Source organism: Brevibacterium renqingii, assembly GCF_017808105.1.
Lineage (GTDB): Bacteria > Actinomycetota > Actinomycetes > Actinomycetales > Brevibacteriaceae > Brevibacterium > Brevibacterium renqingii.
The window spans coordinates 60720-81560 of the sequence record NZ_JADBHF010000014.1 but is presented as its reverse complement, the minus strand read 5'-3'; the positions used below and the strand labels follow the sequence as shown (position 1 = coordinate 81560).

At 65.8% G+C, this 20841-nt stretch carries 20 protein-coding genes; 4 read left to right on the top strand and 16 right to left on the bottom strand.

Translation table 11 applies throughout. The annotated features are described in order from the left end of the window. Positions 1–176: 176 nt before the first annotated feature. Positions 177–1487 carry an Nramp family divalent metal transporter gene (locus tag IHE57_RS14105; RefSeq protein WP_209374040.1) on the bottom strand — a complete coding sequence of 437 codons (1311 nt, stop codon included), beginning with the start codon at positions 1485–1487 and terminating at the stop codon, positions 177–179. A 215-nt stretch (positions 1488–1702) separates the two neighbouring features. Here IHE57_RS14105 and arr point away from each other — a divergent pair, with 215 nt between their 5' ends. Continuing rightward, positions 1703–2134: an NAD(+)--rifampin ADP-ribosyltransferase gene (gene arr / locus IHE57_RS14100; RefSeq protein ID WP_209374031.1), complete on the top strand. Its 432-nt coding sequence runs from the start codon at positions 1703–1705 to the stop codon at positions 2132–2134. Positions 2135–2159: 25 nt separating this feature from the next. Here the strand turns inward: arr and IHE57_RS14095 are convergent, their stop codons facing one another. From IHE57_RS14095 to IHE57_RS14050, 10 genes are all read right to left on the bottom strand, one after another. After that, a complete protein-coding gene (locus tag IHE57_RS14095) occupies positions 2160–4160 on the bottom strand; it encodes a TRAP transporter permease (protein WP_209374029.1) in 2001 nt (666 codons plus the stop codon). Positions 4161–4162: 2 nt separating this feature from the next. Next, positions 4163–4471: a DUF1850 domain-containing protein gene (locus IHE57_RS14090; protein WP_209374027.1), complete on the bottom strand. Its 309-nt coding sequence runs from the start codon at positions 4469–4471 to the stop codon at positions 4163–4165. 177 nt (positions 4472–4648) lie between these two features. Beyond that, the gene (locus IHE57_RS14085; RefSeq protein ID WP_209374025.1) at positions 4649–5635 is read right to left on the bottom strand and encodes a TAXI family TRAP transporter solute-binding subunit; all 987 of its coding nucleotides are present in this window, start codon (positions 5633–5635) and stop codon (positions 4649–4651) included. Between the two features lie 133 nt (positions 5636–5768). Beyond that, complete coding sequence (locus IHE57_RS14080; RefSeq protein WP_366933973.1) at positions 5769–6251, bottom strand: carboxymuconolactone decarboxylase family protein; 483 nt, start codon at positions 6249–6251, stop codon at positions 5769–5771. After that, entirely contained in the window at positions 6248–6622 is a 375-nt protein-coding gene (locus tag IHE57_RS14075) for a GNAT family N-acetyltransferase (protein ID WP_209374023.1), read from the bottom strand. Before IHE57_RS14075 ends, IHE57_RS14080 begins: the two co-directional genes overlap by 4 nt. Before the next feature lie 10 nt (positions 6623–6632). Beyond that, positions 6633–7721, bottom strand: coding sequence for a pirin family protein (locus IHE57_RS14070; RefSeq protein ID WP_209374022.1), 1089 nt, complete (start codon positions 7719–7721; stop codon positions 6633–6635). A 1-nt stretch (position 7722) separates the two neighbouring features. Next, positions 7723–8163, bottom strand: coding sequence for a MarR family winged helix-turn-helix transcriptional regulator (locus IHE57_RS14065; RefSeq protein WP_209374020.1), 441 nt, complete (start codon positions 8161–8163; stop codon positions 7723–7725). After that, entirely contained in the window at positions 8160–8801 is a 642-nt protein-coding gene (locus tag IHE57_RS14060) for an isochorismatase family protein (RefSeq protein ID WP_209374018.1), read from the bottom strand. Before IHE57_RS14060 ends, IHE57_RS14065 begins: the two co-directional genes overlap by 4 nt. 123 nt (positions 8802–8924) lie before the next feature. Beyond that, positions 8925–9410, bottom strand: a complete 486-nt coding sequence (locus IHE57_RS14055; protein WP_209374016.1) for a MarR family winged helix-turn-helix transcriptional regulator — start codon at positions 9408–9410, stop codon at positions 8925–8927. Positions 9411–9642: 232 nt separating this feature from the next. Beyond that, entirely contained in the window at positions 9643–11913 is a 2271-nt protein-coding gene (locus IHE57_RS14050; protein ID WP_209374014.1) for an MMPL family transporter, read from the bottom strand. A gap of 149 nt (positions 11914–12062) precedes the next feature. On the opposite strand from IHE57_RS14050, the gene IHE57_RS14045 reads away from it, so the two are divergent. Together IHE57_RS14045 and IHE57_RS14040 are read left to right on the top strand one after the other, a co-directional pair. Further along, on the top strand, positions 12063–12983 hold the full coding sequence (locus IHE57_RS14045; RefSeq protein ID WP_209374012.1) for a carbon-nitrogen hydrolase family protein: 921 nt from the start codon (positions 12063–12065) through the stop codon (positions 12981–12983). A gap of 107 nt (positions 12984–13090) precedes the next feature. Continuing rightward, entirely contained in the window at positions 13091–14167 is a 1077-nt protein-coding gene (locus IHE57_RS14040; RefSeq protein WP_209374010.1) for a VanZ family protein, read from the top strand. A gap of 4 nt (positions 14168–14171) precedes the next feature. On the opposite strand, the gene IHE57_RS14035 is transcribed toward IHE57_RS14040, so the two are convergent. From IHE57_RS14035 to IHE57_RS14025, 3 genes are read right to left on the bottom strand one after another with little or no spacing between them, the layout of a single operon-like run. Next, positions 14172–15203: a phosphotransferase gene (locus IHE57_RS14035; protein ID WP_209374008.1), complete on the bottom strand. Its 1032-nt coding sequence runs from the start codon at positions 15201–15203 to the stop codon at positions 14172–14174. Then, on the bottom strand, positions 15190–16479 hold the full coding sequence (locus tag IHE57_RS14030; RefSeq protein WP_209374006.1) for an aspartate aminotransferase family protein: 1290 nt from the start codon (positions 16477–16479) through the stop codon (positions 15190–15192). The genes IHE57_RS14035 and IHE57_RS14030 overlap by 14 nt, the downstream gene beginning before the upstream one ends. A gap of 16 nt (positions 16480–16495) precedes the next feature. After that, the gene (locus IHE57_RS14025; RefSeq protein ID WP_209374004.1) at positions 16496–17350 is read right to left on the bottom strand and encodes an aldo/keto reductase; all 855 of its coding nucleotides are present in this window, start codon (positions 17348–17350) and stop codon (positions 16496–16498) included. Between the two features lie 70 nt (positions 17351–17420). Here IHE57_RS14025 and IHE57_RS14020 point away from each other — a divergent pair, with 70 nt between their 5' ends. Further along, positions 17421–18602: an SLC13 family permease gene (locus IHE57_RS14020; protein ID WP_366933972.1), complete on the top strand. Its 1182-nt coding sequence runs from the start codon at positions 17421–17423 to the stop codon at positions 18600–18602. Between the two features lie 142 nt (positions 18603–18744). On the opposite strand, the gene IHE57_RS14015 is transcribed toward IHE57_RS14020, so the two are convergent. Together IHE57_RS14015 and IHE57_RS14010 are read right to left on the bottom strand one after the other, a co-directional pair. Then, positions 18745–19134, bottom strand: coding sequence for an MmcQ/YjbR family DNA-binding protein (locus tag IHE57_RS14015; RefSeq protein WP_253720306.1), 390 nt, complete (start codon positions 19132–19134; stop codon positions 18745–18747). 87 nt (positions 19135–19221) lie between these two features. Further along, positions 19222–20763 carry a sodium:solute symporter family protein gene (locus tag IHE57_RS14010; protein WP_209374002.1) on the bottom strand — a complete coding sequence of 514 codons (1542 nt, stop codon included), beginning with the start codon at positions 20761–20763 and terminating at the stop codon, positions 19222–19224. Between the last annotated feature and the right edge of the window lie 78 nt (positions 20764–20841).

Sequence of the window (20841 nt, the reverse complement as noted above, 5' to 3'; positions counted from 1 at the left end):
CTCGACGCGTGGACCTCGGCAACGGGCTCTCACTATTGATTACTCAAAGCATAGCTATATAACCCAATTATTGACGTACCTATCAACAGTAATGTGGTCGAGATACACGGGCACCCCCTGAGGCAGGCCGGATGCGCCGCAGCAACCATCGACCCGCAACAGCGCCAGCCACGGCCCTACCCGATCAGGCCCATGACCGACTCCTTCACCTGCAGTGCGGCGAGGAAGCCGAAGAGCGCGAGGCAGATGCCCAGCAGCCCATTCGACCACTTCGTGTTGCGCAGTTCGGCCGGGACCGAGGACCGATTGAGGATGACGAGCAGCGCCAATGCGAGCACCGGCAGGATGAAGGCGCTGATCGCCGCATAGACGAGGACGAGAGTGACCGGCTGGCCCAGACTCATGATCCCCAAGGTAGCCACGGACAGATAGACGAGCGCTCCGCGGAACTCGACGGATGTCGCCGACATCTCGTGCTCAGGTGCGTCCTGGTCCGGATAGCGGCGCAGGACCCGCAGGCAGTCGGCGGTGACGTAGGCGATGCCGGAGAACCCGCCGAGCACGCTGGTGTAGACCACGGCAAGGAAGCTGATGAGGAAGATCAGCCGACCTGTTTCGCCGATGCGGCTGACGAGGCTGTCGGCGATTGCGAACAGCGCATCGTTGTCCGCGATCGTGAAGCCCTGACCGTAGAGGATGAAGGCACCCACGGCGCTCATGGCGACGGCGAAGACGAAGACGAGCCCGTAGCTGATGAACAGGTCGAGGCGGACGACGGGTTTCCAGTCCTCGCTGCGCCAGGACTTCTCACGGATCCAGAACGAGTAGGCGAGGATGCCGGTCGCTCCCCCGACGCCGCCGATCAGCGACATCACCGTGATGATCGACGTGTTCGGGAAGGTGGGGATGATGGTCTCCGCGGCCACCTGCTGGGCATTCTGGCCCTGGAACACGGAGACGGCGAGGGCGATGATGCCGAAGAACATGATGATTCCGAAGCCCATCATGGCCTTTTCCACGATGCCGTAGCGGCCGATGCCCACGAGCACGGCGGCGGAGAGGAGGACGACGACGGCGGTCGGCCAGAACGGCAGCACGGGGAAGATCGCCTGGAGGATGTTCGTCGTCACGGCGATCACGCCGGCGCCGAAGAACAGGCCGACGAGCAGTTCGGCGATGAGGAAGGCCACGGGGAAGGTGCGTCCGCCGAAGCGCGTGAGGTGGGACAGCAGGGACCGGTCGCCGCTCATCTGCAGCCGCGCGACCGCCTCGGAGAGCACGAACTTGAGGATGATGCCGACGGTGAAGACCCAGACGAGCGCGAGACCGTATTCGGCCCCGGAATTCATCGTCGTGATCATGTCGGAGGCGCCGACGCTGGCCAGTGCCAGCACGATTCCCGGCCCGATGAGCCGCAGACGTCCGGCGAAGGTCGACGGTGCCGAGGTGGCCCCGCCGGTGGTCTGAGCTGGTGGTGCGGACGGCATGGTTGAGCTCCGGCTGCTTGCTGGGATCGTCATCAGACGAGATGGTCGGCATCAAGTGTGCCTGGCATCTCCACCTGTGGAAGTCGGAGTCTCATCCTCTGAGCCGATCGGCCCGTCAGCAGCTGATTGTCGACGAACGAATAGCTGCCCGCTGGGTTCCATTATAGCCGCGGCGCCTGATCTCCATGCGCAGACTGCACCGCTATATTCGAGTCATGTCTGAGCCACTTGATGAGGGCCCGTTCTTCCACGGAACGAGAGCCGCACTGCAGCCCGGTGATCTGCTCACCGCTGGATACTCCTCGAACTACCGCCCCGAGGTGACGATGAATCACATCTACTTCACGGCCCTTCCGGACGGTGCGGGCCTGGCCGCCGAGGTGGCCGCGCTGCGGTCCGAAGCGGACGGCGGCAACGGACAGCCGCACGTCTACGAGGTCGAGCCCACCGGTGAGTACGAGAACGATCCGAACGTCACCGACAAGAAGTTCCCGGGCAACCCGACGCGTTCCTATCGCAGCGCCCGACCGCTGCGAGTGATCCGCGAGGTCAGAGACTGGAAGCGGCTGAGTCCCGCGGATCTGCAGCTGTGGCGCGAACGTCTGGCTGCGATCGCCGAAGACGACAGCAAAGAGATCATCAACTGATCTCTCGGAGGTCTCCGACCTCTGCTCAGATCTCGTTCCATGCCAGGCGGCCCTGACGCTTGGCCATCACGAGGATGATGACCAGCGCTGTTACTGCGATGACCGCGCCGATCACGTCATAGAGGGCACTCGGCGTCACCAGCCCCAGTGCCGCCACGGCGACGACGAACCTCAGCCAGATCGGCAGCGGGACCAGGAAGTGCCCTTCGGCAGCAACGGACATCATCATGACCCCGATGAGCAGAATCACGGCAGCACGCGCGGTGTCGAATCCGGTTCCGTCGAGCATCAGCAGTTCGGGCTGATAGACGAATACGAAGGGGACGATGAGCCCTCCGAGCGCAAGGCGCATGGCGATGAATCCCGTCCGCATCGGGCTGCCTCCCGATAGGCCGGCAGCGGCGAACGCAGCGAGAGCCACAGGTGGGGTGATATTGGCGAAGAGGCCGAAGTAGAAGACGAAGAGATGCGCGGCCAGCGCCGGGACGTCGAGTTGCACGAGCGCCGGCGCGGCCATCGTCGCCACGATGATGTAGGCCGGAATGCTCGGCAGTCCCATGCCGAGGATGATGCACGCGAGAGCCGTCATCAGCAGGGTGGGCAGGAGGAATCCGCCGCCGATGGTGACGATCGTTCCCGCCAGCTTCACACCGAAACCGGTCTGTGTGGCCACACCGACGATGATGCCGACACAGGCACACGCCACAGCAACCGAGATCGCAGTGATCGCTCCATCGCGCAGGGCAAAGATGATGTCGATGAGCGACATGCGCGTGGACTTGCGCAGCATTGAGGCGATCACGGTGACGAAGATCGTCGTCACCGCCGCGAAGAGGATGGTGGTTCCGGAGAAGAAGAGCATGTAGAGAAGGAACAGCAGCGGCAGGAGCAGGTGCCCGCGCTCCTTCATCACTTCTCGCACTGCAGGGAGATTCTCCCGGCTGATGCCCCGCAGCCCCTGGCTCGTCGCCCGCAGATGGACCTGGACGAGGATCGCCAGATAGTAGAGCACAGCCGGGATGATCGCGATGAGAACGATCTCCGTATAGGGGACTCCGAGTGTCTCGGCCATGATGAACGCGGCTGCGCCCATGATCGGCGGCATGATCTGCCCACCGACCGAAGCGGCCGATTCGACGGCTCCCGCGAAGTTCCGCTGGTAGCCGACTCGCTTCATCATCGGGATGGTGAAGGCACCGGTGGTGACGACGTTGGCGATCGCAGAGCCGTTGATCGAACCGAGGAATCCGGAAGCGAGCACGGCGACCTTGGCTGGGCCTCCCCTGGCCTGGCCGGCCAGAGCCAGAGCGATGTCGTTGAAGAACTGCCCCATCCCGGACTTCTGCAGAAATGCGCCGAAGAGAATGAAGAGGAAGATGTAGGTGGAGGACACTCCGATCGCTGTCGAGAAGATGCCCTCCGTCGACTGATACATGAACGTCACAATGCGATCGAGGTCGTACCCTCGGTGCCGGAACAAGCCGGGCATCGACCGCCCGTAGTAGTCGTAGATGATGAACAGGATCGCAAGAATGGGCAGAATCGGCCCTGTCACGCGCCGAGAAGCTTCGAGGACGAGGACCAGCGCCAACACCGAGAAGATGACGTCGATGGTGTCGAATCGTCCGCCGCTGACGGCGAGCTTCTGGAAGACGAGCCCGAGATAGACCGCGATCGCGATCGATCCGGCCATGAACAGCCAGTCGTACCAGGGCGGTGTTCTGCGCTTCTCGCCGAGGCGGAAGCGCTGGACAGCGAAGCAGAGCACGAGGATCGCCCCGACGTGGATGCCTCGATGCACCAGGGTCGGCGGTCCTCCGAAGAGCGCATAGTAGATCTGGTAGAGCGAGAGCGCCACGGCGAATGCTGTCAGCGGCAGTGACCATTTCGTCGACCATACATCGCGGGTCCGAGATTCCCGATCGTATTTTTCGACAGTGTCCGGAGACACGGACTCGGCGGGCACGGAGACGACTTCCGCGGCCCCTTCCTTCGCCTCCGTTGGGGAGCTGTTTTCGTTGGTCATGTTCATCGGTCTCCGATTACGATCATTTCGGCACGTACGTGGTGGTCGATGGCGCGAGTCGGCAGGATGAGCTCGCTGTCGAGATAGATGCGGTGGTGGACTCGATGGGAGTGAATCCACCGGACCGCGGGAAAGTGCTCGTCGAGTCCGCAGAGCCTCACCATGTCTCCGTCGATCTCGGTGTGCGGAGCTTCGAACGGGGTACCCGCGCCCATCAGCGCCAAGTCGGTGCAGTCGAGGACGAGCTCACCGTCGACGGCTGAGTAGTACTCCCACCACGGCGTCTTGTCGACCGAATGCATCCAGGTCATCGCCACCACGTCGTCATCTGAAATGGGGACGGATCTGAAGATCCGGCGACCCGGCGCCTGCTCCCGGATGACCAGTCGCTGCGCAACCGGTCCGGACACGGAGATCGGCACCACGAGACCGAACCCGGCGAGCACAGCCGCGGTCAGTGCCGCTCTCCGCGTCAGAGAGCTGATGGCTCAGCCCTGTTCGTCGAAGTACTTCTTCGCGCCGGGTGCGACTTCGCCGACCGGAACGTCTTGAGCGGTGTCGACCGTGATGTCCTTCGCCGCGTTGTGCGAACTCTGGATCTGGTCGAGGTTGTCGAACAGCGACTTCGTCACGTCGTAGACGGCGTCATCGCTCAGCGACGGGCTGACCACCAGGAGGTTCGGAATGGTCAGCGTCTCGGCGGCCTCACTGTCGCCGTAGGTCCCGGCCGGGACCTCTCCTTCGCCGAAGTAGTCATGCTCGGCGAGCAGCTTCTCGCGGCCCTCACCGGTGAAGGGAACGACCTTGACCTTGTCGCTGGTAGCGAGGTCGGTCACGGCCGAGTTCGGCAGACCGCTGGTGACGAAGGCAGCGTCGAGCTGCCCATTGCGCATCTGGTCGATGGCTTCGGCATAGGGCAGGTAGTCGGCGTCGAAGTCGTCGTAGCTGAGCCCGTATGCATCGACAACGGTCTTCGCGTTCAGCTCGACGCCGGAGTTCTGATCACCGACCGAGACCGCTTTGCCTTTGATGTCTTCGATCGACTCGATCCCCGACCCTTCGACGGTGACGAGCTGGACGTACTGGTCGTAGAGATTGGCCACGACCGGCAGAGATTCGATCTCCTTGCCGTCGAAGGGCCCTTCGCCGTTGAGCGCTTGGTCGACGGCGTCGCCTTGGGTGAAGGCGAGTTCGGCTCCTCCGTCTTCGATCAGGGTGAGATTCTCGACCGATGCGCCGGTCGACTGGACCGAGGTGTCGGCGCCAAGGTCATCGGCGAGGATCTCGGACATCGTCGCACCGACCTGGTAGTAGACGCCGGAGGATCCTCCGGTCGCGATAGTGATGAAGTCAGCGCTCGCCTCTCCTTCTTCGCCACCTCCACCACCACCGCCTCCGCAAGCAGTGGCGAGCAGGACGAAGGCAGCGGCGCTCGCCGTTGTGGCGAAGAGACCGAACCGACGAGAGGTGCGCATAATGATGTTCTCCTTCGAACTCTGAACGCCAGATGGCAATTCAATGTGTGAATGCTTCATCTGAAGATAGTGGAAAACACCGTTCGAGACCACACCATCTCAACTGTCGGTCCAGTGAACACCGGACCCGGAGTCAGTCCTGCTTGGCTCCGAAGACCGGGTGGTCGCTGGCGATCGAGATGCGGTTGAAGGCGTTGATCAGCGTCGTCGTCCACTCGACGGCGGAGATCTGCTCGGTCGTCAGATGCTGACCGGCCTCGGCCGCGATCTCGTCCCGATCGACCGTCTTGTCCAGCACTGTCAGGGATTCGGCGAGTGTGAGGGCCGCGCGCTCCCTGTCGTCGAAGATCTCGGCCTCGTGCCAGCTGGGCAGCACATCGAGTTTGAGCTGATCGATGCCGGCCTTCCGCGCCGCCGGCGCGTGGATGCTCAGGCAGGTGCGGCAGCCGTTGATCTGGGACACCCGGGTGTTGACGAGCTCGATGAGTCCGTCGGTCAGCCCGGCCGCATGAGCGACCTTCCGCGATGCGGCCGCCGCCTGCGCCATGGCCTTGTAGACCTCGGGATGGGTTTTGTCGATGAAGGGTCTGTTCGCGTTCATGCTCAGTGCGATCACGCCTGCTTCTTGACGATGTCGAAATCCGCCCCGGTGGCGTTGCGGAAGCGTCCGCCCTCGGCCTGATAGTCGTCCCCGGTCTGCTGGAGCTTCTTGACGAACAGCGGGCAGATCGGCACGACGGTGATGCCGCGTTCCCGGGAGTCGGCGAGCGCCTCGGAGACGAGGGCCTTCGACAGGCCGCGGCCGCCGAACTGCTCATCGACGACGGTGTGATAGAAGATCCGCTCGGTCTCGGCCTCGGGGCCGGGGAGGAAATAGGCGTGGCCGGCGACGGCCCCGCCCTCGACCGCGATGACGTAGGACCTGCCGTCCTCATCGAGGGTGACGGAGACTTCGGCTCCCGTCGAGTCCGTGAGTGTCTTGCTCATTGCTCTCTCCTTAGCTGCTCAGGTGGTCTGAGAGGTCGTTTCGGTCACTGTGTCTCGTCGGGTCCGCCCGCGGAGGCGGGTTCCTCCGCGCTCTGATCGTCACGTCGGGCAGCCTCGGCGCGGGGAGCCTCCCGAGCCCGTCCGCGTTGCGGCCGGGGCCTCCGCGGCCGATGTAGCCGTCGACGGCGCCGAACCGGTCGCCCTCGGACTGCCACTGCTCACGGAAGGCCACGATCTCCTCGTGGGTGCGGCCGACGAAGTTCCACCACATGACGATCTCTTCGGCGAAGGGTTCACCGCCGAGGAGGATCAGTCGGGCCGTCTGATCTCCGCGGTTGCTGATGCGCAGCTCGTTCGACCCCACCCCGGTGTAGCCGAGCGCACCCGTGGGCAGGGTGACGTTCTCGAGTTCGATCTCACCGGAGTCGACGAGGAGGCCGTGCTCGAAGGTCTCATCGACCGGCAGATCCACGGTGGCTCCGGCGTCGAGTCTGATCTCGGCACCGAGCAGCGGCGTATGCGTCGTCACCGGTGACGAGGTGCCCCAGAGGTCTCCGAGGAAGACGAGCATCTCACCGCCTTCGATGGGAGTGAGCTCGGGGGCGTAGTGCTCGAACTCGCGCTCCTCCTGATGGCGGGTGGCATCTGGCAGGGCCAGCCAGAGCTGGACTCCGTGGAGAGTCGTCGTGTCCTCGGTCGAGACCTCCGAGTGGCAGATGCCCCGGCCGGCGGTCATGAGATTGACCTCTCCGGGCAGGACCAGGCCGGCGTTTCCGCCCGAGTCGATGTGCTGGATCGCACCGGAGAAGAGCCAGCTCACGGTCTGCAGTCCGGTGTGCGGGTGCGGGGCGACATCCATGCCGCCGGCGATCGACACGTCCTCGGGACCGTAGTGGTCGACGAAGCACCAGGGGCCGATGAGGGAGCGCTGGCGCTGCGGCAGAGTCCTGCGCACAGTCATCGCACGAGGTCCGCCGAGCGGGACATCCCGCGACGTGATGATCTCCACCGGGGCGCGCCCCTGCTGGTCACAGGCCGGGTCGGGCAGACCGCCGGGGCGGCAGACGATCTGCGCGGGATCCGTTTCCACGTTGCTCATCTCATTCTCCTGTCTTCGCCGGGCGGATCCGTCCAACGGCCTCGCTGAGACATGTGAGATCGGCCGAGTCGAGTAACGCGAAGGCGTCGTCGACCACCTCGGCGTTCGTCTTCGCAGAGGCCTCCCGCAGGACGCGGCCGCCCTCGGTCAGTTCGACGCAGATGCCCCGCTGGTCCTCGTCATCGGAGCGCTGCTCGATGAGACCGCGCTGCTCCAGCCTCCGCAGCAGACGTGAGAGCGCACTGCGGCTGAGCACGATCTCGTCGACGAGGTCGCGGTGGCGGATCGTCGAGTGCGGCGGGATGTTGATGAGGACATCGAACTCGGTGGCAATGAGTCCGTGCTCGGTCCGCAGCCGGGCTCCGATCGCATCGACGAGGTCAGCGTGTTTGAGCAGCATGCTCCTCCACACGGTGACCGCTTCGGACTCGAGCTGTCTCATCCTTCGCTGGCATCGAGTTCGGCCTTGCGCGGGAAGTACCACCCCATGATCGAGCGCAGGCGGTCGGAGTCGGGGCGGGCCCAATTGCGCATGAGCTCTCCGGCGAACGAGATCGCAGTCACCGGGGAGGCTCCTGCGGCGACCATCCGCTGCAGGGCGGACTCGTGGGCAACCCGGCTGATGCCGCCGACGGCGTCGACGACGGGGTAGACCTCGAAGCCTTCGGCCAGCATGTCGAGCGTCGGGAAGGTCAGGCAGACCTCGGTCCAGAGCCCGGCGATGACGACCTTCTTGCGGCCGGTGGCTTCGATGGCGCTGCGGAAGTCCTCGTCCTCCCAGGCGTTGACGCCTGTCCGGTCGATCTGCCCGACGCCGGGCAGTCCGTCGACGATCGCCGGTTCGGTTCCCTGGTTCACTCCGAGGTCGACGCCGACGGTCGAGAGCACGACGGGGACTTCGTAGGCGGTCGCGGCCTTGGCCACGGTGACGACATTGAGGTCGATCCGCTCCTTCGTCGCCGAGGTCACGGTCTGGTACTGCTCCGGTTGGAAGTCGATGAGGGCGACGACGCAGTTGTCCGGGGTCAGCAGACGATCGGCTCGCGGGTCTCGAATCGGCTCGGGTTCGGTCTTCGGCATGTCGCCAGCTCCTCCGGGATCTGGGCCGGGAGAATCGCCCGACCGCGCGCTCGCATGCATTTTGTTGCATACACAACAGTTCCACAGCTGCACGGCGATGTCCAGGGGGACGATCGGACCGTGTCACCCCTGGGCCGGTGGGATCGGGCGGACCGCGCTCACCAGGTCGAAGACCTCCTCGGCGGCGGCATCGCTGAGGCCGGAGAAGCCGGCGAGGATGATCTCGACGTTCGTCTTCGCGGCCGCCTCACGCAGCTCCTCCCCCGCCGAGGTGAGCCCGACGAGGACACCGCGATGGTCCTCGGGATCCGGGGCTTGGGTGACGAGGCCGCGGTCCTCGAGCTTGCGCAGCAGACGGCTGAGAGCGCTGCGGCTGAGCACCATGCTGCGCAGCAGGTCCCGGTGCCGGATCTCCTCACCGGGCAGGCAGTTGATGAGTGTGTCGAATTCGTTGAGTGTGAGTTCGTGCCGTTCACGGAATCCGACCTCGAACTGGCGCATGAAGTCCTGGTGCTTCTCCATGATCAGCCGCCAGGCCGCGACTTTGATCGGCCCATGCTCTCTGATCTGACTGCTGACCGGAGTCGTCTCGTCTGTACGCTCGCCCATGCGCGCTCAGTATGCCCTCTCGCACTCTTTGTTGCAACGTCAACAAGATCGTAGTTCAATAGTAGATCAGGCTCCGCACAGCGGGGCCTGGTCGACTACCCCTCGACAGCAGTACCCGGCACATCCCCAGTGCACCCCCGGCACAGTCGGATGATACGAGCCTCCCCACGGCTCACATCTCACGCCGGGGGTCCGTATTGCCCACGGCCTCCGTCCCGATTCCTCAGTGTCCTCAGTCCCGTGGGATCCTCTTCCGCCACGGCCACCACACGGCCCGCCCCACGTCATGGACCAATGCCGGCACCACGAGCGAGCGCACGAGGATCGCGTCCAGCAGCACGCCGAAGGTGACGATGAAGGCGAGCTGGAAGAGGAACATGATCGGAATGACCGCGAGTGCTGCGAAGGTCGCCGCGAGCACGACCCCCGCCGAGGTGATCACCCCGCCCGTGGCGACCAGCCCCGCCAGCACACCGCGCCGGGTACCCAGGCGCAGGGACTCCTCGCGCACCCGCGACATGAGGAAGATGTTGTAGTCGATGCCGAGTGCGACGAGGAAGACGAAGGCGTAGAGCGGCACCGAGGGGTCGGCCCCGTCGAAGCCGATGATGTGGTTGAACACGAGCGCCGAGACGCCGAGCGCCGTGCCGAAGGACAGCACCGTCAGCGCCACGAGCAGCAGCGGGGCCAGCAGCGACCGCAGCAGCAGGACGAGGATGACCGTGATGACGAGGAGGATGAGCGGGATCGCCAGGCTCCGGTCCGCCTCGGCGGTGGTGTTCGTGTCGAGGTCGACCGCGGTCTCCCCACCGACGAGGGCCTCGCCGTCGAGCGGATGGACCGCATCCCGGATATCGGTGACGGTCTCCTCGGCGGCCAGTGAGTCGGCGGCATCGGACAGCGTGACTTCGAGCAGCACCTGACCGTCGACGGTCGTGGGGGCCGGAGTCGAGGGGGTGTTCCCGGTCGGTGGGCCCTGTGAGGGTGCGGCTTCGATCTTGCCGTCGTCGGTCACGGTCGCCGTTCCGCTCGGCGAATCCTCGGTCCTGACCGACATCGATTCGACGCCGTCGAGTTCGCCGATCGCCTTCGCCGCGCTCTCGAGCTCATCATCGGAGACGACGACCTGGGTGGGCGAGCCCGATCCGCCGGGGAAGTGCGCGGCCAGGACGTCCTGGCCGTCACGAGCCTCGGACTCGCCGAGGACGAATTCGGACTGGGCCACGCCGGAGGCCTTGAACTGCGGGGCGGCGAGCAGCGGCAGGGCGAGGAGGATGACGAGTCCGATCCAGATCACCCGCGGACGCTTCGCGACCACTCCGGCGATGCGGCCCCAGACACCCTTCCGCCCGGTGGCCGCCGAGGCGGGGCCGACCTTCGGCTGGAAGGGCCAGAACACGGCACGGCCGATGACCATGAGGGCGGCCGGGAGGAAGGTCAGTGCGGCGAGGATCGCCATGACGATGCCGATCGCCGCGACCGGCCCGAGAGCACGCGTCGAAGCGAGATCGGTGAGCAGCAGGACGAGGAGGCTGGCGATGACAGTGCCGCCGGAGGCGAGGATCGGTTCGAGCACGCCCTTGAGCGCGCTCAGTCCCGCGCGCACCCGATCACGCTCGGTCAGCAGGGCATCGCGGAAGCGGGCGACGACGAGGAGCGAATAGTCGGTCGTCGCTCCCACGACGAGGATGAACAGGATCCCCTGGACCTGCCCGTTGACGAGGAGGATCTCGGCATCGGCGAGGTGCCAGACGACGAAGATCGACGCCGCCAGGGCCGCCACCGAGGTGAAGAGGACGATGACCGGCAGCAGCGGGGACCGGTAGACGATGACGAGGATGACGAAGACCGCGATGAAGGCCACAAGCAGCAGGATCCCGTCGATGCCGGCGAAGGCCTCGGTGAGGTCGGCGGCGAATCCGGCGGGACCGGTGACATGGACGGAAACGGCGGTGCCGCTGTCGGTTCCGCCGTCCGAGCTGTTCGGGAAGGCATCGGCGATGGCGGTGCGGATGCTCTCGACGTCCTCGGCGGTGGTCTCCGAGGACACGGGCAGGATGAGCTCCAGGGCCTCTCCGTCCTCGGAGGGGATGGCCGGCGAGGCGTCTGCGGCGAGGACTCCGTCATCGTCGAGGGTCGTCGCGAGGTCCTTGAGCGTCGACGAGTCGTCGTCGGTGACGCCGTCGGAGTCCTCGAGCACGACGATCGCGGGCACATAGTCGTCTTCGCTGAAGCGGTCGATCATCTCCTGCGCGCGAGTGGACTCCGCCGATTCCGGCAGGAAGGTCGAGCGGTCGTTCGTGGCGACATCGGAGATCTTGCCGAAGTAGGGGCCGCCGACTCCGGCGATGCCGACCCAGGCGACGAGGAGGATGGCGAAGAGGGCGATGAGAGATCGACGTCCGCGCACGGGGGTGCCGGGACCGCCTGCGGAGCGCTCCGCGGTCCCATCGTCGTCGGGGCGAGGGGGCTGCGGGGTGCGGGTCAGCAGAAAGTGCGGCATGGCCTCAGCCTACGCGGAGGATCCTGCCCCGGGCACGGGGGTGCGGAAACGATGCTCGTACTGCGACGCTCGCGCGAGTTGACTGCCGCGACCGGTCGGTCGAGAGTGAGAGCACAGGAGTGTTCAGCAGAGCGAGGAAGGTCAGCCACATGCCCACAGCAGCAGTCGTCCAAGCAGGATCGATCCCCTTCGACGCCGAGGCCTCCGTCGACAAGGCCATTCGTCTGATGAGGGAAGCCCGCGACAACGGTGCCGAGATCGCCGTCTTCCCCGAGGCATTCATCGGCGGCTACCCGAAGGGCAGCACGTTCGGGGCCCCTGTGGGACTGCGCACGAACGACGGACGCAGGCAGTACGGGCGCTACAGCTCCGGCGCGGTCGCACTCGACGGGCCGGAGGTCGCACGGCTGGCAGAGGCTTCCCGGGAGCTCGAACTCTTCGTCGTCATCGGCATCATCGAGCGCCTCGGCAACACCCTCTACTGCACTGCGCTCATGCTCGACCCATCCGCCGGTATCGCCGGTGCGCACAGGAAGCTCATGCCCACGGGGTCGGAACGCCTCATCTGGGGCTTCGGCGACGGGTCGACGCTCGACACGATGGACACATCTCTCGGTCGGGTCGGGTCGGTCATCTGCTGGGAGAACTACATGCCGCTGCTGCGCCAGGCGATGTACGCCAAGGGAGTCGAGCTCTACTGCGCCCCGACGGTCGATGACCGGCCGACCTGGGCCGCGACGATGACGCACATCGCTCTCGAAGGGCGCACGCACGTGCTCTCGGCCTGCCAGTTCATCACCAAGGACGCGTACCCGGACGACCATCCGTTCGAGGTCGACCTGCCCTACGGCAGCACGGCCATCCGCGGCGGCAGCATCATCGTCGCCCCGACCGGTGAGGTCCTCGCCGGGCCAGTCTATGACGAGGAGACGATCCTCTACGCCGACATCGACCCGGACGCGAAGACCCGCTCCCACCTCGACTTCGACGTCGTCGGCCACTACTCACGCCCCGATGTCTTCGAACTCACCGTCCACTCCGAGCCCCGCAGCTCGGTGAGCTTCGACTGAGACCCGACTGCGGGGGCGGGGCTTCGAGGATCGCTCTCCGGCACTGGAGCTGATCCCTCCCGGCGTCGAGCTGCCGCTGACCTGGGCGGACACGTAGGATTATGGGAATGAGCACTTTCGTCATTCCTGCCTTCGTCGCCGTCCTCGTCGGCTGCGGCCTCGCCGTTCTCGCATTCGTGCCGTTCGTCGCGATCAGCTACCGCCGCCGAGGCGGTCTGACGTTCTGGCACACGCTGGTGTGGCTCGCCGCCGCCGTCTACGCGATGGCGCTGTGGACGTACACGCTGCTGCCGATGCCCTCAGCCGCTGAGGTCACCTGCGCGGCGGTGCAGCTGCGCCCCTTCCAGTTCGTCGCCGACATCCTCAGCTTCGACACCGGCAGCGCCCGTGCCCTGATGACCAATCCCGCTGTCCTGCAGGTGGTCCTCAACGTCGTGCTCTTCGTTCCGCTCGGCTGGTTTGTCCGACAGCTCGCGGGCCGAGGCATCATCGTGGCGACGATGACGGGACTGGCAGCCTCGGCGCTCATCGAGTTCACCCAGATCACCGGCATCTGGGGGCTCTACTCCTGCGCCTACCGTGTCTTCGACGTCGACGATCTCATGATGAACACCTTCGGTGCGATCCTCGGCTCTCTGGCCAGCCTGCTCCTTCTGCGCCGGCAGAAGGGACTGGAGGAAACCGATGCCCCGCGTCCGATCACGGTGACGCGCCGGCTGACCGGAATCCTCTGCGATCTGCTCATCTGGGGTCTGTTCGGCTGGACGGTCTCCATCATCTACATGTTCTTCATGACCGTCCTCGGCGGCGGAACGGTCACCGAACCCGAACCGATCGTGACGTTCATCGGCTTCGCGCTGCCCTTCGCCGCTCAGCTGTTCTCGGTGCTCAGCCGGGGCGTGACCCTCGGCGAGCGCCTCGTCCTCATCTCCGCCGTGCAGGTCCGCCGTCCCGCGGAGGCCAATCGGATGCTGCGGTTCCTCTTCGGCATCGGCGGCTGCATGCTGCTGTCCCAATGGACGTTCCCGCTCTCGGGGCTGCTCCTCTTCGCCCTCGTCGCGGTCTCTGCAGTCATGGTGTTCACGACCCGCCGCCACCGCGGGTTGGCGTGTGTGGTGTCGGGAATCGAGATCGATGATGTCAGGGCAACAGCTGCGGCAGTGCCGGTTTCGACCAACGAGTGAGCCCTCAGCGACGCGGATCTGCCTCAGGCGCGCCCGCCTCGGCGAGGTAGGCGATGAGGGGCCAGGTGCGCGCGGACCGTTGCAGCGCGTATTCGCTGTCGGCGGCGTCGAGTGCACGTGCCCGCCACTGGGCCCAGTTCATGCACAGGCGCATGAGCGCCATCTCTCCGACGACGTCGAGTTCGGCCGGCTCGGGTTCGAGAACGCTCCGATAGCCGGCGATGACTGAACGGAATGCGGCCGCCGGGTCGCTGTGGCCCAGCATTGCGTAGGCTCCTGAGATCGCGAGGTCCGAGATCCGCGGGGCGGCGACGGCGTCGTTGAAGTCGATGACTCCGGCCAGAGACTGCCCGGCCTCGTCGAGGACGACGTTCGCATCATGCAGATCGTGGTGGATGACCGACCGCGGCAGCTCGTCGAGGCCCGGAAGCACGCGCTCAGCGAAGCGATCGACGATGCCTCGGATGACCGACAACCGCTCCGGCTGCTCTCCCCCGGCTTGCTCGAGCCGGTCGAGAGCCCGGCGGACGACGAGCGGACCTCGCTCGATCATCCAGTCGTGACCGGGGATCTCCGGCGGCATGTCGACGTCAGCCAGTGCCAAAGTCAGCCGTGCCGAGGCCTCCCCGAGCGAGCGCAGCAGCCCGGCACCGGCCCCACCGGTGCTCGAGTTCTCGTTCCACAGCCGCCCGGAGATCCACGTGACCACTCGCACGAGATGCGCACCGATCCGCACATGCCGGCTGCCATCGAGTGCGGGCAGAACCAGCGGGGTCCGGAACGTCACCTCCGGACTCTCCGCCGCAGCATGGAGCACCGTCTCCTGCCAGCGGAGTGCGTCCTCGCCGAGGCTGTCGGCACTCACTTTCGCCAGCAGCATCCCATGCCTGTGATCGGCGAACCGGACATTCCTGTCGAATTCGCCCTTGAACAGTTTCGGTCGTTCGACACGCACCCCATAGAGTTCGCTGACCGCAGCCATCACCTCGGTGAGGTCGGACGGAAGCGCATCCGCCGTGCGGTCATTCCCCCGCATGCACGGATCCCACTTCGAGCCGTGCGAGCGCCCGCGCGAATCCGCCGGCGAGTTCATGCAGCTCGTCGTCGGTGATGACCAGCGGCGGACGGATCTTCAGCACGGTTCCCATCCGACCGGTTGTGCTCACGAGGATCCGCTCGGCATACAGGTGCTCGACCATCGCCTTCGCCCGTCCGGCCGCGGTCTCGGCGGTCGTGCCGCCGGTCTCGAAGTCGATGCCGACCATGAGTCCGCTGCGGCGCACCAGCGCGGGTGTGTCCGAGGCAGCGACCGCCTCGGTGATGAGCGATTCGAGCAGTTCTCCGCCCTCACTGGCCCGGGCGGTGAGGGCACCTGTTTCGAGGGCGGTCAGCACCACCTCGGCGGCGGCGATGGGCACCGCGGTGCCCGCGAAGGTGTTGAAGTAGCGTTGCTCGGCACCGAAGTCGTCGAAGATCCGGTGGGGGCCGATGACGGCCGAGACCGGCAGTCCGTTGCCCATCGGCTTACCGAGCGTGACGAGGTCGGGAACGACACCGAGGTGCTCGAAACCCCAGGTCCTGCCGGTGCGGCCGAAGCCCGACTGCACTTCGTCGGCGATCCACAGCCCGCCATGCCGGCGCACTTCGGCCGCGGTGGCCGTCAGCGGACGCGGAGAGAGGATGCCGTCGCTGGTGACAGCGGAGTCGAGGATGAAGGCACCAAGATCGTGGCCGCGTTCGCGCAGCCGTTCGGCCGCCGCTTGGATCGCACTAGCCAACCCCGTGTCGAAGTCCGGGTCGTCCCAGTCGGGCAGGGAGATGGCCTCGACGTGATCAGCGACGTCCGCGCCCACGAGGCTGGGCGAGATCCCGGCCACCGCCGAGGTGGTGCCGTGGTAGGCGTGCCCGGTGACGATGATGCCGGCGCGGCCGGTGGCGTGAGCGGCCAGGCGCAGGGCGAGGTCGTTGGCCTCGGAACCGCTGCAGGCGAAGACGACTGCTTCGAGGGAGTCCGGGAACTGGCCGACAAGGCGTTCGGCATAGTCGACGATGAGTCCGTCGAGATAGCGGGTGTGGACGTTCGCCCGGCCGAGCTGCTCGTCGACGGCGCGCCTGACCTCGGGATTCGAATGGCCGAGGACGGGGACGTTGTTGTAGGCGTCGAGGAAGTCCCGACCATCCGCATCGGTGATCGTGCACCCGGAAGCGGAGGCGACGGTCAGGGGCTCGGAGTAGAACGTCCGGTAGGTGCCGCCGAGGACTCGGGCACGGGTCCTCGCCAGCTGGGGTCGGTGCTGGGTCTCTTCGGTCAAGGGCACCGCTCTCGCTTCACATCTCTTCGTGGCTCAGCGGGTCCCGGTCCTTCATGCGTCCGCGCTCGAGAGCGGAGATCGCGCCCACCTCGGCGGGGGTGAGGCTGAAGTCGAAGACATCGGCGTTGCTGCGCTGCCGATCCGGGTTGGCCGACTTCGGGATCGGGAGGCTGCCGATCTCGAGGTGCCAGCGCAGGACCACCTGGGCCGGTGCCACGCCGTAGGCGGTGGCCGCCTCGGTGATGGGAGTCTCGTCGAACAGACCCTGGTCACGGTAGAGCGGGGACCAGGCCTCGGTCTGGACTCCGATCGACCGGTGGAAGTCGATGAGCTCGGTCTGCGGGAAATAGGGGTGGAGCTCGACCTGGTTGACGGCCGGGGTGACTCCGGTGGCTTCGATGAGCTCGGTGAGCATCGCCTCGGTGAAGTTCGAGACGCCGATGGATTTCACGAGTCCGCGTTCGCGCAGTTCGATGAGTCCGCGCCAGGTGTCGAGGTATTTGCCGACGCTCGGGTTGGGCCAGTGGATGAGGTGGAGGTCGAGGTAGTCGAGTCCGAGCCGGGCTAACGATTCCTCGGTGCTGGCGATGGATTCCTCGTATCCGTGGTGACGGCCGGGGATCTTCGAGGTGACGAACAGCTCCTCGCGGTCGACGGCGGAGTTCGCGATCGCCTCGCCGACCTCGCGTTCGTTCTCGTAGTTGACCGCCGTGTCGAGCAGACGGTACCCGACCGTGTCGACAGCATTGACGATCGCGTCGACCCCCTCGGCGCCCTTCATCGCATAGATGCCGAGACCGAGCTGCGGGATCGCGCGCCCGTCGTTGAGGTCGAGTGTGGGGATGGGTGAACTGTGCGCAGGAGTAGCCATGACACCCACCCTATGACCGCCGAGGTGATCCCGCCAGGGCGCGGCGACATCAGTGTCGTACTCTGCAGGTGTGCGCGAAAGCCAGTGGAATCCCGCCTCTCTGCGGTGGAATGTCATCGTGCCGTGGGCGCTCATCGCCGTCGCGGTCCTCACGCTCGTCACCGGGCGGCTGCCCGGCGGCGACCTCGTCGCACTCGCCGAGACGACAGGGCCCGTCCTCGTCTTCGTCATCGCGATGACGATCGTCGCCGAGCTCGCCAGCGTCGCAGGCGTGTTCTCGGTCGTCGCTGAACGCCTGGCCGTCTGGGGGCGGGGGCGGCGAGCGCTGCTGTGGGCGTTCGTGCTCGCGATGATCACGCTGAGCACGGCGTTCATGTCCTTGGACACGACGGCGGTGCTCGTCACCCCGGTCATCGTCGTCCTCGCCCGGCACATCGGTCTCTCGCCGCTGCCGTTCGCGCTCGCAACCGTCTGGCTGGCCAATACCGCTTCGCTGTTCCTGCCGGTGTCGAACCTGACCAACCTGCTGGCTGCCGATGCGCTCGGGAGTGCGCCGCTGGGCTTCCTGGCCGAGTTCTGGGCCCCGGCGCTCGTGGCGGTGCTCATCACGGTCGTCGCGCTCACCCTCCTCCACCGCAGGAGCCTGAAGGGTCGGTATGAACTCGCGGAGACCACCGTCATTCCTGATCGACGTCTGTTGGGCATCGCTGCGGTGGTCGTCGCCGTGCTGCTGCCGATGCTGGTGACCGGCATCCCCGTCGCGCTCGTCGCCGGTGTCGCGGCGCTCGTTCTCCTCGTGGTCTTCGCCGTCCGCCGACCCAACGTCCTCACCCTCCGGCTCGTTCCGTGGCGGACGATCGGGATCGCAGCGAGCCTGTTCGTCATCGTCGAGGCGATCCATGTGCAGGGCTATGACGCTGTGCTCGGCACCGCGATCGGTCAGGGTGAGGGCGTGTTCGATCTGCTGCGGATCGCGGCTGTCGGCGCCCTCGGCGCGAACGCGGTCAACAATCTGCCGGCGTATCTCAGTCTCTCGGCGTTCACGGACTCTCCTCTGCGGCTGGGAGCCCTGCTCATCGGCGTGAATCTCGCCCCGATCATCACCCCGTGGGGATCGCTGGCCACGCTGCTGTGGCACCAGAGGCTCACAGCGATGGGCGTCGAGATCTCGTGGCGACGATTCGCCATGCTCGGGCTCGGCCTGACGCTCGTACTCGTGCCCGTGACGACGCTGGCGCTGTGGCTGGGTTGAGGCGGCAGACACCGGCCGGTTGAGGTGTCCTGACGATGCACGGCTTGAGTGGACGAATCGGGCGGATTTCCAAGGGGTGATTTCAGCTCATTTAGTCCACTCAAGACCGGACGTTCCAGGAAGCACGCCACCGCCGTCATCGTCAGCCTTTGATGAGCTTCGCGAGCCTTGCGGGAGCGGTGTTGCGGTAGGAGTCGGCGAGGACCTCGTACAGCTCTTCATCGCTCAGCTGCTCGACCTCGAGGCCGATCCATCCGGCCGGGCTCAGGTACATCGGCACGAACGAGTCCGGACGCTCGAGCATCACCTCGGCGTCCAGCGGATCGAGGAGGACGAGCACACCGTGCGGATGCTGCACGATCTCACCGGTCACATGCTTCCGAGCACCGCCGAAGTAGGCGAAGACCTTCTTCGTGAAGAACGTCGGCCGTCCGTGGGAGATCTTCTCCTGCGCTTCGGGAAAGCTCAGCGCGAGGCCCCGGAATCGCTCGAGCACCGGATCGTCGTCATCGAACATCTGCGGATGCGCCATGACCCTACGATACGCGCCGATACGCTCGCTGCCGAGAGGTCTCGCCCGGGTACCCGCGGGTTCCGGCGCCCGGGGCTCGATCACGAATCATGAACCGAAGCTCTCGAACTCCTCCGTCCCATCGGCACGAGCCGGACCGCTCGCAGCAGCCACATTCTCAGTACGCGCGTGCGAAGAACCGACCTGTTCGGCTCTCAGGCGACCGCGAGCGGAGAACGCATCGGCTTTGGCGAACTCCGGAGGTGTCGCCAGCGAGACTCCGACGTAGAGGACGAAGCTGATGCTCAGACCGATGAGCACGCGCGTCACCGATCCCTCGCCCCAGAAGTGCGGCAGCGGCACGCCGAGCTCGATTGCAAAACCGTAGAGGATGAAGCCGCCCCCTCCGATGATCGAAGCGATCGCGCCTGCCGAGTTCGCGCGTCGCCAGAAGAAGCCGAGGACCAGGGGGAAGAACACTCCTGCCGCGAGCATCTCGGAGGCGAGCGCGAGCAGAGTGAGAGCGCTCGGCAGCTGCACGGAGACGATGAAGCCGATGATCGCGGCCGCCAAGGTGCCGGCTCGTGCGATCCACACCTTCTGCTTCTCACCCACTTCGGTCCGCAGCGCCTTCGTCGTCAGTTCTGTCAGATACAGCGAGGAGAGGTTGAGAGTGGTGCAGATCGTCGACATGATCGCGGCCGCGATGCCGATGAAGACGAGGACGCCGAAAATCGGGAGGAAGTGGCTGGTGGCCAGGGTCGCGACGATGCCCTGATCAGGCGGTTCGTTGAACGCGGCGATCGAGGCGATTCCCGCGAAGACGACGAGGAAGTAGAGCGGAATGAAGTAGACCATCGCATGGACCGTGACCTTCCGGGCTTCGCGAGGTGACTTCGTCGCCTGGATCCTCTGCCAGGCTGCCGGGTCGATCGTGAAGGCGAGTCCGAAGGCGATGACGTAGCCGAGGTTGGGGCCGAAACCCTCCCACAGGTTGAGGAATGCGGCATCGCGTTTGGTCTCAATGGTCTGCACGATCGCGTCGGGGCCGCCGGAGACGATGACAGCACCGACGAAGGTGACGATGAGGCCGAGCATGAAGAAGCCGAACTGTGCCGTCTCCGTGAGCACCACCGCACGGAATCCGCCGATCATCGCGTACAGCAGCGAGAAGACGATGCCGATCGCCACACCCCAGGCGAAGCTGATGTCGAAGAAGACCATGAAGAACAGCCCGAGTGCCACCATCTGGCTCGCACCCCAGACGATGAGGTAGATCGCGGTGACGATCGACAGCACGGTGCCGGCAGTCCTGTTGTACCGGTTCGTCATGATCCCGTCCTGCGAGAGCAGCCCCGCTCGTCGGATGATCGGCCCCAGGGCGAAGAGCGCGATGACTGCGATGACGGTCGGGCCGCCGAGCACCCACCACGAACCCATGCCCTGAGTGTTGGCTTCGTCGACGGAGATCAGCGCCGAGTTGCCCCCGTACCAAGTGGCCACGAAGGCCATCGCGAGCATCCAGGCAGGCATGGTGTTCCCGCCGAGGAAGTAGTCGGTTTCCGTGTCGGTGCGGCGTTTGTGCAGAGCGACGCCGAGGAGGATGAGAAAGTAGGCGGCGAGTGCGCCGATGAGCCAAAAGGGAGACACCGTTGTTTCCTTCCGCAGACGGTCCTGACACACCGGTCACGAAAACATGGGAGCACCATCGCTTCACCACGCTGTCCG

Excerpts from the sequence above, each read along its gene's own strand:
- IHE57_RS14105 (WP_209374040.1), bottom strand. The coding sequence starts at position 1,487 with ATGCCGTCCGCACCACCAGCTCAGACCACCGGCGGGGCCACCTCGGCA.
- arr (WP_209374031.1), top strand. The coding sequence starts at position 1,703 with ATGTCTGAGCCACTTGATGAGGGCCCGTTCTTCCACGGAACGAGAGCC.
- IHE57_RS14095 (WP_209374029.1), bottom strand. The coding sequence starts at position 4,160 with ATGACCAACGAAAACAGCTCCCCAACGGAGGCGAAGGAAGGGGCCGCG.
- IHE57_RS14090 (WP_209374027.1), bottom strand. The coding sequence starts at position 4,471 with ATGACCTGGATGCATTCGGTCGACAAGACGCCGTGGTGGGAGTACTAC.
- IHE57_RS14085 (WP_209374025.1), bottom strand. The coding sequence starts at position 5,635 with ATGCGCACCTCTCGTCGGTTCGGTCTCTTCGCCACAACGGCGAGCGCC.
- IHE57_RS14075 (WP_209374023.1), bottom strand. The coding sequence starts at position 6,622 with ATGAGCAAGACACTCACGGACTCGACGGGAGCCGAAGTCTCCGTCACC.
- IHE57_RS14070 (WP_209374022.1), bottom strand. The coding sequence starts at position 7,721 with ATGAGCAACGTGGAAACGGATCCCGCGCAGATCGTCTGCCGCCCCGGC.
- IHE57_RS14065 (WP_209374020.1), bottom strand. The coding sequence starts at position 8,163 with ATGAGACAGCTCGAGTCCGAAGCGGTCACCGTGTGGAGGAGCATGCTG.
- IHE57_RS14060 (WP_209374018.1), bottom strand. The coding sequence starts at position 8,801 with ATGCCGAAGACCGAACCCGAGCCGATTCGAGACCCGCGAGCCGATCGT.
- IHE57_RS14055 (WP_209374016.1), bottom strand. The coding sequence starts at position 9,410 with ATGGGCGAGCGTACAGACGAGACGACTCCGGTCAGCAGTCAGATCAGA.
- IHE57_RS14050 (WP_209374014.1), bottom strand. The coding sequence starts at position 11,913 with ATGCCGCACTTTCTGCTGACCCGCACCCCGCAGCCCCCTCGCCCCGAC.
- IHE57_RS14045 (WP_209374012.1), top strand. The coding sequence starts at position 12,063 with ATGCCCACAGCAGCAGTCGTCCAAGCAGGATCGATCCCCTTCGACGCC.
- IHE57_RS14040 (WP_209374010.1), top strand. The coding sequence starts at position 13,091 with ATGAGCACTTTCGTCATTCCTGCCTTCGTCGCCGTCCTCGTCGGCTGC.
- IHE57_RS14035 (WP_209374008.1), bottom strand. The coding sequence starts at position 15,203 with ATGCGGGGGAATGACCGCACGGCGGATGCGCTTCCGTCCGACCTCACC.
- IHE57_RS14025 (WP_209374004.1), bottom strand. The coding sequence starts at position 17,350 with ATGGCTACTCCTGCGCACAGTTCACCCATCCCCACACTCGACCTCAAC.
- IHE57_RS14015 (WP_253720306.1), bottom strand. The coding sequence starts at position 19,134 with ATGGCGCATCCGCAGATGTTCGATGACGACGATCCGGTGCTCGAGCGA.